The sequence below is a fragment of the Pedobacter psychrodurus genome, assembly GCF_032678585.1.
GTDB classification, from domain to species: Bacteria; Bacteroidota; Bacteroidia; order Sphingobacteriales; family Sphingobacteriaceae; genus Pedobacter; species Pedobacter psychrodurus_A.
Map to the genome: position 1 here is coordinate 128,264 of NZ_JAVTSN010000001.1, position 11,207 is coordinate 139,470.

The following is an 11,207-nucleotide window of genomic DNA, read 5'->3' on the forward strand; positions in this document are numbered from 1 at the left end:
TATACAACTCGTTTTTTTGTTTGAGTTAAATCCTTAACTCTGTTTCCGAATTGGAATGCAAAGATATAATTCGTTTCTTTGTGCTGCAAATTTTTTTTAAAAAAATATTTTAATGGCGCATAAAGCAGGTTTTGTTAGTATAATAGGTAAACCAAATGTAGGTAAATCCACCCTCATGAATGTGCTTGTAGGCGAGCGACTTAGCATTATCACTCCTAAGGCACAAACCACAAGACACCGCATTTTGGGGATCGTAAATGAAGAAGAATATCAGATCGTTTTTTCTGATACACCCGGTATAATCAAGCCAAAATACTCTTTACAAGAGAGTATGATGAGTTTTGTTAACGGATCTTTGACCGATGCCGACGTACTTTTGTTCGTAACCGACATTAATGAAGAGCACGATGAGGAAGACGTTTTGGAGAAGATCCTGAACCGCAATATCCCAACAATTGTACTCATTAATAAAATTGACCAAGCGAAACAGGAAAAGGTTGAAGAGAAGATTGCTTACTGGCAAGAGAAGTTAAATCCGGTTGCGATTTATGCAATTTCGGCTTTACATAAACACAATGTCGACGGATTATTGGAGCGCATGCTCGAAATGTTGCCTGAACATCCGCCATATTACGACAAAGAAGATTTAACAGACCGTTCAGAACGTTTCTTTGTTTCGGAGATCATCCGCGAAAAAATCTTCCTGAATTATCAGAAAGAAATTCCTTATAGCACCGAAGTAATCGTAAAGAGTTTTAAGGAAGAGGAGATGAAAAATGGTAAAGGTGCCATGATCCGGATTACTGCAGAAATCGTGGTAGAACGCGATTCGCAAAAGAACATTTTAATTGGTACTGCTGGTAGTATGCTGAAGAAAGTGGGTACTGAAGCCCGTTTAGAAATCGAGAAATTTTTAGATACCAGGGTTTTCCTTGAAATGTTCGTTAAAGTGATCCCAGATTGGAGAAGTAAAAAGAATTACCTGAAAAGCTTTGGTTACGATAATTAATTTCGATTTTTATTAAATGAAAAAAAGTCTAACATTTCTTTTGCTGCTTATCTGTACAGTAGCTTTTGCTCAGGAATCAAACAATGGTAAAAAGTTGTGGGCAAAATCCATTCTGAATGAAAAAGCGCCAGAACTTGTGGTTGAAAAATGGATTTCAAAACAGCCCGATACCAAAGGAAAGTTTGTGCTGATCGATTTTTGGGCAACCTGGTGTGGACCCTGCAGGGCGTATATCCCTACATTAAACGATATCCAGAAAAAATACGCCGATAAGATCGTGATTATTGGTGTTTCTGATGAAACTGCAGAAAAAGTTGAAGCTTTTAATAATCCAAAAATCAACTATTTCGAAGCGATAGACACTAAAGGTACCGTTAAAGATTCGCTTCAGGTTAAAGGCATTCCGCATGCGATTTTGATCGATCCGAAAGGAATTGTACGATGGGAAGGCTTTCCTTTATTGCAGGGGAACGAGTTAACCGAAGAAGTAATAAAAGTACTTTTAGATAAGTATAAAAATTAATATTAATAAAGGTTACGAAAAATTACCGTACCTTTGCAGCCCGAAATAAATCGGTTAGTAGTTGATAGTCAATGGCTGATAGCCAAATAGTTTGAGCAGCTTGCCCAAACACCACGACCGTTAACTATAAGCCATTAACTATCAATAGAACACCCATGAGTAACATTATAGCCATCGTAGGCAGGCCAAACGTAGGCAAGAGTACCCTTTTTAATAGACTAACAGAAAGCCGCAAGGCCATTGTAGATGATATCAGCGGCGTAACCCGCGACAGGCATTATGGAGTAGGTGAGTGGACCGACAGACAATTTACCGTAATTGATACTGGTGGTTATGTGGCCAACTCAGAAGATGTTTACGAGGCTGCCATCCGCGAACAGGTAATGATCGCTATTGAAGAAGCCAGTGTATTGATCTTTATGGTTGATGTAACTACAGGCATCACCGATTTGGACGATGACATTGCACAGGTATTGCGTAGAAGTAACAAACCGGTTTATGTTTGTGCCAATAAAGTAGACAATACCGCTTTATATAACGAAATCCATACTTTTTATGGTTTCGGATTAGGTGATGTATATGCATTATCATCGATGACGGGCTCTGGAACAGGTGAGTTGCTGGATGAGGTTGTTAAAAACTTCGAAGACATTCCTGAAGAAGAAAATCAATTGCCTAAAATTACCATCGCAGGTCGCCCAAATGTGGGTAAATCTTCTTTGGTTAATGCATTGATCGGTAAAGAACGTAACATCGTTACTGCAAATGCAGGTACCACCCGCGATTCGATCAAAATCCATTATAACCAGTTCGGTCATGAATTTATGCTGATCGATACCGCCGGATTACGTAAAAAAACCAAGGTTAAAGAAAACTTAGAGTTTTATTCGGTCATGCGTACCATCAAAGCTTTAGAAGAGGCTGATGTTGTGGTATTGATGATCGATGCTGTTGAAGGGATCGAAAGTCAGGATATCAATATCTTCCACCTGGCTGAAAAGAACAAAAAAGGTATCGTAATTTTGGTGAACAAATGGGATCTGATCGAAAAGAATACCCAAACCATGAAAGCTTTCGAAGAGCAGATCCACGAGCGTATCCGTCCTTTTACCGATGTGCCGATTGTATTTACTTCGGTATTAAACAAGCAACGTATCTTCAAAGCAATTGAAGCTGCCTTAGAAGTTTATAAAAACCGTAGCAAGAAAATTCCTACATCTAAATTAAACGATGTAATGTTGCCGTTGATCGAGAAATTCCCACCTCCGGCATTAAAAGGTAAACACATTAAGATTAAATATATCACCCAGATTAATGCCACTTCGCCAATGTTTGCCTTTTTCTGCAACTTGCCACAGTACATTAAAGATCCGTATAAACGTTTCATCGAAAATAAATTGAGAGAGAACTTCGATTTTTCCGGAGCACCGATCCAGATTTATTTCAGACAGAAATAGTTTGAAGGTTTAAAGCTTTGAAGCTGATCACACCGGATTAATATATTTAAAAACAGGGCTGCTTTTGTTAAAAAGCAGCCCTGTTTTGTTTTATTGTCATGCTGTCGTCGAGATTTGCAATCTCGTCGTGTTGTGCTTTGGATTTGAAATCCACAAAAGTTTAAACTCCAAAGACGGGATTGCAAATCCCGACTAACCTAAGGTTAAATTGAGAAATCGGGGTTGTCTTTTATAATCTGTGTTCATCCTTCCTATTTGTGGTAAGAAAATACCCGTAACTTTGCTACATGCAACTTCAAGTACAGAATAGCCTTTCAAGCGATATCGATACCATTTTTGAATTTTATGATATGGCTATTGCCCACCAGAAAAAAGTATTCAATAAACATTGGCAGGGTTTCAGCAGAGTGTTGGTGCAGACTGAAATCGACGAAAACCGACAATATAAAATCTTGGTTGATGGCGTTGTAGGCTGTGTATTTGCCGTTACGTTTAATGATCAGTTGATTTGGGGCGACCGCGACCATGATGCCATTTATATCCATCGGATTGTAACCCATCCCGAATTTAGAGGTTATGCTTTTGTTAAGGAAATTATCAAGTGGGCAAAAGATTACGCCGGACAGAATAGCATCAAATTTATCAGAATGGATACCTGGGCGGATAATGAAAAACTGCTCGAATATTATACTGGCTGCGGCTTCGATTATGTTGGCGTAGTCACCATGGAAAAAACAGATGGATTACCCAAACATTATGAAGGCATCAGTTTAAGTTTGTTTGAGATTGTAGTGTAGCAATTACTTTTAGCGGCAAATTCCTGGTCAATATCCTTTTTTACTATCGTCCTCGTTTGCAACGAGGATGTACGAGTATGCCGATTGCATCGGCTTCACTGATTTAAACACATTGCAAATATGTATTTCATTCATCCTCGTGGCAAACGAGGACGAATGAAAATTATACCTCACTCCGTGATTTTTCGTGTATCCGTGGCAAAATTATTAGCAACACCAAAACTTACTTCAACTCAATTTTCCAGCTCAACATGTCGTCCACTTCGCCAATATGGATAAAGTTGTTTTTCTCTAAAATAGAATAAGAAGCCACGTTGTCTTTAGTGGTAGCCGCGAAAACCGATTTCACTTTGGGTTGTTCCTTTGCCCACTCAATTAATCTGCCAACAGCCTCGGTCATAAATCCTTTGCCTCTAAATTCTTCGTAGGTACCATAACCAATTTCTATTTCGCCGTTTGGATCAGGCTCGCCAACAAAACAGATGTCGCCAACTACCCTATGGTCGGGTTTTGAGATGATTGTCCATAAAGTATGATACAGGTAATCTTTATCCTTATCAAAAACGTTAGGTAAAATGGTTTGCGCTAAGGCATCGTGTAAGGAAGCAGAAATATTTTTCTTTGTGGGCAAAAGACCAAATTCTTTTTCTAATGAATGATCATCCTTAATATATTTTAAAAGTTGATCGTGTGTGAGGGGCTTTAAAATGAGGCGTTCGGTTTCTATCATACTAATAAATTATGGAAGCTAATTTAATGGTTTTTATGAATGGCATGTAGGGTGTAGCTTTAATTTTTCTTAACGGTTTCGTTAAATTATAATCGGATCTGAAACAGACGCTGTTCGGGTACAATTGTCACAGCTCCGTCTGGGATCCGAAGAAGATCCGAAGAGGCTGCGAGCCAACCCATAGTTTTCCAGTCCACGCCGATCGTAAAATGGCCTGGTTACAAGAAAATATAACCATGAATCTTAATCTTTTACAGGAAGACCGGGTATTACACTAATACACTTTTATTACCTGACCAGTAACAATGCCCAAAACACTTTTCTCAAAAGCTTTAACCACTTTATCCATCGTAACCGGAATTTCACCTGGAAAGGAATCGAAATAAGCTGGCGAATCTTCGACCACGTTCGGACTGATTACATTTAACCGAACGCCATTTCCGAGTTCGGGTGCTGCAGCAAGCACAAAAGCATTCAGGCCTCCGTTTATGGCACTTAATGCAGAGCCGGCAGCCACCGGATGATCAGCCAGTATGCCTGAAATTAAGCTGAACGAACCACCCTTGTTAATGTAATGCTGGCCGATCAGTACCAGATTAACCTGCCCCAATAACTTATCCAATAATCCGCTTTTAAATACCTCGCCTGTCATCTGGCTTACTGGTGCAAAAGGGCCTTTTCCGCTGGTACTGATCAAGGCATCAAAAGGACCAACCTTTTCAAACATGGCTTTGATTGATGTTTCATCGGTAATATCTACCCGAACATCACCTTTGGTATTCCCTACACGGACTACTTCATGTTTTTGCGCAAAAGCCTCAGCAACTTTTTTACCTAATGTTCCTGTTGCGCCTACAATTATTATTTTCATGGTTATTGATTTTATAGCTAAATTTAGTGTAGATGTTAAACATTTAGGTCGTTCAAATTTTGTTTCCCGCTAATCTTGCAACACCATTTCGGCCTTTATATCAGCCATAAAAAGATCGATATGTGCCTTGCTTACATTGGGCATACAGATGATGTGCGAATTTCCCTGTTCGGCTGCCAACTGCCATTTTTTACAGATGGCCATAGATGGAGTAGAGAAGTTTACGGTTATGGCATTGGGGTTCCGCCATGCTGTAATACCGATCTCTTTAAGTTTTTCTTCCGTGTAAGCTGCAGTAGCCAAACTGTGCAAGGCCCTGCTTTTTAAGCCTGCAAGGCCCAGGCGTTTAATGGTGTGCCACAAAAACAGTGGACTATGCCCATTCCGCGATCCGGTAATGGTGGTATCTACACTGCCGATATAAGCCACAGAACGGGCAATCCGGTCACGGTTAGATTTTTTTGCAACCACCACTCCGCATGGCATTGGTGAGCCGAAAAATTTGTGTCCGCTAATGGCAATGCTATCAGCGCCATCTTCAAAATCGAAGGCTGGTCTTGGTTCGATCAATGCGCTGTAGGTTCCGGAAAGTGCCGCATCGGCGTGGATATAATAAAGTTGTATGGCTAAGCTTTTTAAAATACTTTTAATTTTCGCTACATCATCGCGGGCCTCCGTCATGGTGGTGCCGATATTGGCCATAATGATTACAGGCATATGGCGGTTCATCCTGATGGTATGTTCTAGGTCTTCGTAATCGATCTCTCCATTTTCCTGGGTACGGATAACGATGTTAGGCATATTGAGCAGGTGCAGGTTTTTTTGCACGCTGTAGTGGGTTGCTTCTGAGTAATAAACCATTGCCTTGGGATGCAGCTCGCGTGCAAGATATAAACCGTATAAATTCCCCTCAGAGCCACCATTGGTTACATAACCCCACCAGTTATCGGCAGGTGCGCGAAACAGTTCGGCAAAAAACTGGACCACTTCTTTTTCCAGTTCACGCGATCCAACGCCATAGGTAGAGGTTACGAAGGGATCGCCAAGGTTGTTCATCGGATATTTTAAGAAATCGGACAAGGCCTGGTAGTCGAAATCTTTCGAAACCGGATAACCTAAAAATAAATCAGTCTGTTCCTTAACTTTTTCTAAAAGGTCGTTTAATACCTGTTGATCTTTTACCTGTAATTTATCCGCTTCCATTTTGATATGATTTGCGGACAAAATTAGCTAAACGAAATATAATATTATATATAATATTTAATTAAGAATATTATATTGATTAATGTGTTAATTTGGAAATTAAAATTCTTTTTGAACTGTTATACCATGCCTGAAGAAATATAAAATATGGCTATTGAAGGTTAAGAAGCGCCTGCCTTACCGCGTTATCATTTTGATTGGCCGCTTTATAGTAACCCACATCCCCTAAATAATAGCGACAAAGCAAAGCTTTTAAATCGTTAAGGATAACCGTTTTCGAGCTGTACAGTTGAAAGCGGTCTATCGGAACATTTTTGCGCTGAAGAAATCCGATAAAATCTTTAAAGTCGTTATCGTTTATGGTGAAGATGTTGATATTCTGCTCTACAAAACTGGCGCTGTATTTACTGGTCAACACATTAAACACATAATCAGATAGTACTTTTTTACTCACCAGATTGCTGTAAAATTTATTGTAGCCGTTGGTATCTAACTTTACAAAAACATCTGGTTGTATTCCGCCAAGAGGTTTGATCTTTCTGATGGGCTGAACATTTACGCCTTCCGTTTTTTCAATAGAATCCTGAAAAGAGGTACGGTCGCCGGTTAACTCGCCATCTGTCATGCGTTCGTCCAGTTCATGTTTATAAGCATCGTAACCTTTTTTATAAGATTTTTGAATGCTGCGTCCCGATGGGGTATAATAACGTGCGATGGTTAAGTTGAGTGCAGAGCCATCGCCAAAGGCAAATTGCTCTTGTACCAGGCCCTTACCGAAAGAGCGGCGACCAACAATAATTCCACGGCCTAGATCCTGAATGGCCCCAGCTACAATTTCACTGGCAGAAGCTGTATTTTCGTTAATTAATACCGCCAGTTTGCCATTTTGAAAAGCACCTGTTCCGGTCGAAAAATAATCGGTACGCGGCTCGTGTTTCCCTTGTGTGTACACGATCAGTTTATTTTCAGGCAGGAACTGATCGGCCAGACCTGTTGCTGCGGTAAAATAGCCACCGCCATTATCGCGCAGATCGAGGATCAGTTTTTTCATGCCCCGCCCTTTTAAGTTGTTTGCGGCAACAGAGAAATCGTTATCGGTATTGGCGCCAAATTTACTGATGCGTACGTAGCCCGTTTCATTGTTGATCATGTATGCGGCATCGATACTGCTGATGTTTACTTTGCCGCGGGTTACCATAATACGGTTGCTTTGCGCGATGCCCGGGTGCAAAAGCGTTACGCTCACACCTGTTCCTGATCGGCCCTTAAAGCGGCCTACAAGCTGGTCTTTCGGTAAGTTTCTTCCACTCACTACAGTAGTGTCGATACTCAGGATCTTATCGCCTAGTTTTATCCCCGCCTGGTAAGCTGGACCATCTTTAACCACACCGGTAACCATCATGGTATCGTTAAGCATATAATATTCGATCCCTACGCCCTCAAAGTTTCCTTCCAGGTTATCGGTCATATCCTGCGCATCGGTTGGCGGCAGATAAACACTATGTGGATCGAGTTGATGTAAAACGCTATCGATTGGTAAGTTTTGAAGCGAATCTGTATTGATGTCATCAACATAATTACCGTTGATGATGTGGAGGATTTCATTTAGTTTCTCGTCGCTGTTATTGGCGAGCTGAGGACTCTTTTTTACACCAAAGCCTTGATCTTTAATGAATTTTATACCCAAAAACATACCCGCTATTAAAATTACAGAATAGCTTAAAGCGATCAGTGCGTTATTACGGGTATTTTTTTTCATCAGCGTTATGCAAATTTATGAAAATTAGCGGGTTGATATATTTTTTAACTGCATTTTCGTGTCTTTTGTTTATAATATTTAACATTAATTAACGGCAGGAAGAGTGGAATTGAAATTTAGGATAGATATTTTTGGATTTTTAGGGTAGTTTTTAGAAAGAATTTACCGAATTTTATCAAAATTAAATTTATGAACAGAGTTACCGAGCAAGAATCTAATTACAACCACATCGATCAGATGTCGGTATTAGAAGTTCTGCAGGATATTAATAACGAAGATAAAACTGTTGCATTTGCAGTGGAAAAATCTTTGCCTCAGATCGAAAAATTAACTTCGGCGGTTGCCGAGCGGATGAAAAAAGGTGGCCGTCTTTTTTATATAGGTGCAGGTACAAGCGGCCGTTTGGGCGTGGTAGATGCATCCGAATGTCCGCCTACTTATGGCGTGCCGTTTGATTGGGTGGTGGGGATTATCGCCGGTGGCGACACAGCTATAAGAAAAGCGGTAGAATTTGCTGAAGATGATGCCGAGCAAGCCTGGAAAGATCTGCAGGAATTTAACATCAATGAAAAAGATTGTTTAGTGGGTTTGGCAGCCTCGGGCACTACACCTTATGTAATCGGTGGATTAAACACTGCCCGCAAACATGGTATTTTAACGGGTTGTATTGTGTGTAATACCGGTGGACCTATTGCTGCAGAATCGGATTTTCCGGTTGAAGTGGTGGTTGGGCCAGAATTTGTTACTGGTTCTACCCGCATGAAATCGGGCACAGCACAGAAACTCGTATTAAACATGTTGAGTACTACCGTGATGGTGCAGTTAGGGCGTGTAGTAGGTAATAAGATGGTGGATATGCAGTTAACCAACCATAAGCTGGTCGACCGCGGAACACAAATGGTTGCTGATGAATTGAATATTGGTTACGATAAAGCCGCCGAATTGCTTACCCGTTACGGAAGCGTACGTAAAGCAGTAGAAGCAGGACACTAAGAATGAGAGAATGATAGAGTGATGGAATTAGAGAATGCTGAATGAGGGGATTAGAGAAGGATGGAAGTTTGAATGTAGAAATAAACTTAACATTCAATTATTCAAATTCACTCATTCAATATTTATCCACTCTCTCATTCAAAATTCACTCATTCAATAATTAAGAATTATGCACGAGATTGAGCCTTATTACCAGTGGAGAGATGATTATATTTCGGCAGAAGATGAGCGATCGCCATTTTACAATACCGAGTATTCAGAACTTTACTTCGATAAGCAGATATATAACTTTTTATTACATCCACAGTGGGACGAATTTGGGTCAAACACCCTTTACATGAAGGTATTGTATGCCGATTACGACCGCAGTTATGCCATTATCGAATTTATAGGGGAATGGAACGATGCCATTAACAACGATATCATGTTAATGAAGCGCGATATTTTAGAACTGATGATGGATGAAGGCATCAATAAATTTATCCTGATAGGTGAAAATGTATTAAATTTCCATGCTTCTGATGACAGTTATTACGAAGAATGGTTTCAGGAAGTAGAAGATGGCTGGATTGTTGGGGTAAACTTTCAGGAACATGTAATTGCCGAATTCAGGGATAATAACATCGATTATTACATTAACTTTGGCGGAGCTTTTGACAACTTGCCCTGGCGTACGTTAAAGCCCTTACAGTTCTATAAAAAAGTTGAAGAACTGCTGACAAAAAGATTAAACTAAATATTTATTTTTATATAGTTAAATACACAAAATTTAAAATGGAACAACAAAATTATCAATATCAAGACAACAGTGTTTTTGTACAGGAAAAATCTGTTTCTAAAAAATTCTTTGCAAACGTTTTCTTATGGATGTTCGTTGCATTGAGTTTATCTACAGTTGCTGCATATCTTTTCGGAACAAACGCGGAGTTAATGCAGTATTTATTAAATATTAATCCTGCAACAGGTAAAGTGAGTATGTCAGTTTTTGGCTATGTTGCTATGTTTGCCCCGCTGGGTTTGGTGATGTTAATGGGCTTTGGCTTAAGCAGATTGTCGTTACCCGCATTGATTGGGGTATTTGTACTTTACTCAGTATTAACTGGTGTAAGTTTAAGTTTTATATTGTTAACTTATACTTCTGGATCAGTAGTAAGCTGTTTTGCAGGTGCTGCCGGTATATTCGGTATAATGGCATTTATGGGTTATACGACCAATATCGATCTCAGTAAGTTTGGTCCAATTTTAATGGTTGGAGTAATCGGTTTAGTGATCGCCATGGTTATTAACATGTTTATCCAGAGCGAACAGTTCAGTTTGTTTATGGCATTTATTGGTATTGCAATCTTTACAGCGTTAACTGCTTATGATGTGCAAAAAATTAAAAGAATCGGCGAAGGCATTGAAGCGAGTGGAGAGCAGGTTCTTCAGATCGAATCAAAGAAAATGGCTATTGTTGCCGCTTTATCTTTATACCTGGATTTCTTAAATATCTTCCTTTTCTTATTGCGTATTTTCGGAAGCAGAAAGTAATCTTTAACAGAACAATATTCTTAAGGCTGCGCAGTTTTGCGTGGCCTTTGTAATTTTATTTGGCGGCAAAGCGATAAATTTTGGAATTGATGTAGCTTTGTTGCATTTTTGTATGCTTATTAAGAAAGACGGAGGGATTAGACCCAACGAAGTCTTAGCAACCTGTAACCGTACAAGGTGCTAAATTCTATCCCGGATACATTCGGGACCAGATAAGTTTAGGATTACGATTCACGTACCAACTTTTTAGATAAGCCTTTTTTTGAGATTTGAGAGGATAGACATGAGATTTGAGACATCAGTTGTGCTTAATAATGCTCATATCGCCTATCTCA

General features: G+C 39.7%; 11 protein-coding genes and 1 riboswitch. Of the genes, 7 read left to right on the forward strand and 4 right to left on the reverse strand.

Annotated features, from left to right (window positions below):
* Nucleotides 1–112 precede the first annotated feature (112 nt).
* The 4 genes from era to R2S57_RS00630 all read left to right on the forward strand — a co-directional run bounded on the left by era (nucleotide 113) and on the right by R2S57_RS00630 (nucleotide 3,786).
* Nucleotides 113–1,009 carry a GTPase Era gene (gene era / locus R2S57_RS00615; RefSeq protein ID WP_316843186.1) on the forward strand — a complete coding sequence of 299 codons (897 nt, stop codon included), beginning with the start codon at nucleotides 113–115 and terminating at the stop codon, nucleotides 1,007–1,009.
* A gap of 16 nt (nucleotides 1,010–1,025) precedes the next feature.
* On the forward strand, nucleotides 1,026–1,532 hold the full coding sequence (locus R2S57_RS00620) for a TlpA family protein disulfide reductase (RefSeq protein ID WP_316843187.1): 507 nt from the start codon (nucleotides 1,026–1,028) through the stop codon (nucleotides 1,530–1,532).
* 155 nt (nucleotides 1,533–1,687) lie between these two features.
* Nucleotides 1,688–2,989, forward strand: coding sequence for a ribosome biogenesis GTPase Der (gene der / locus R2S57_RS00625; RefSeq protein ID WP_029274791.1), 1,302 nt, complete (start codon nucleotides 1,688–1,690; stop codon nucleotides 2,987–2,989).
* Nucleotides 2,990–3,276: 287 nt separating this feature from the next.
* The gene (locus R2S57_RS00630; protein ID WP_316843188.1) at nucleotides 3,277–3,786 is read left to right on the forward strand and encodes a GNAT family N-acetyltransferase; all 510 of its coding nucleotides are present in this window, start codon (nucleotides 3,277–3,279) and stop codon (nucleotides 3,784–3,786) included.
* 223 nt (nucleotides 3,787–4,009) lie between these two features.
* Here the strand turns inward: R2S57_RS00630 and R2S57_RS00635 are convergent, their stop codons facing one another.
* The 4 genes from R2S57_RS00635 to R2S57_RS00650 all read right to left on the reverse strand — a co-directional run bounded on the left by R2S57_RS00635 (nucleotide 4,010) and on the right by R2S57_RS00650 (nucleotide 8,349).
* On the reverse strand, nucleotides 4,010–4,516 hold the full coding sequence (locus R2S57_RS00635) for a GNAT family N-acetyltransferase (protein WP_316843189.1): 507 nt from the start codon (nucleotides 4,514–4,516) through the stop codon (nucleotides 4,010–4,012).
* Nucleotides 4,517–4,790: 274 nt separating this feature from the next.
* A complete protein-coding gene (locus R2S57_RS00640; RefSeq protein ID WP_316843190.1) occupies nucleotides 4,791–5,387 on the reverse strand; it encodes a short chain dehydrogenase in 597 nt (198 codons plus the stop codon).
* Between the two features lie 69 nt (nucleotides 5,388–5,456).
* Nucleotides 5,457–6,590 carry a histidine decarboxylase gene (locus R2S57_RS00645; protein WP_316843191.1) on the reverse strand — a complete coding sequence of 378 codons (1,134 nt, stop codon included), beginning with the start codon at nucleotides 6,588–6,590 and terminating at the stop codon, nucleotides 5,457–5,459.
* Nucleotides 6,591–6,741: 151 nt separating this feature from the next.
* Nucleotides 6,742–8,349, reverse strand: coding sequence for a S41 family peptidase (locus tag R2S57_RS00650; RefSeq protein ID WP_316843192.1), 1,608 nt, complete (start codon nucleotides 8,347–8,349; stop codon nucleotides 6,742–6,744).
* Nucleotides 8,350–8,538: 189 nt separating this feature from the next.
* Here R2S57_RS00650 and murQ point away from each other — a divergent pair, with 189 nt between their 5' ends.
* From murQ to R2S57_RS00665, 3 genes are all read left to right on the forward strand, one after another.
* Nucleotides 8,539–9,342, forward strand: coding sequence for an N-acetylmuramic acid 6-phosphate etherase (gene murQ, locus R2S57_RS00655; protein ID WP_316843193.1), 804 nt, complete (start codon nucleotides 8,539–8,541; stop codon nucleotides 9,340–9,342).
* A gap of 169 nt (nucleotides 9,343–9,511) precedes the next feature.
* Complete coding sequence (locus R2S57_RS00660; protein WP_316843194.1) at nucleotides 9,512–10,078, forward strand: hypothetical protein; 567 nt, start codon at nucleotides 9,512–9,514, stop codon at nucleotides 10,076–10,078.
* A 38-nt stretch (nucleotides 10,079–10,116) separates the two neighbouring features.
* Entirely contained in the window at nucleotides 10,117–10,872 is a 756-nt protein-coding gene (locus tag R2S57_RS00665; protein ID WP_316843195.1) for a Bax inhibitor-1/YccA family protein, read from the forward strand.
* A 113-nt stretch (nucleotides 10,873–10,985) separates the two neighbouring features.
* A riboswitch (SAM riboswitch) is annotated at nucleotides 10,986–11,091 on the forward strand.
* Nucleotides 11,092–11,207 lie beyond the last annotated feature (116 nt).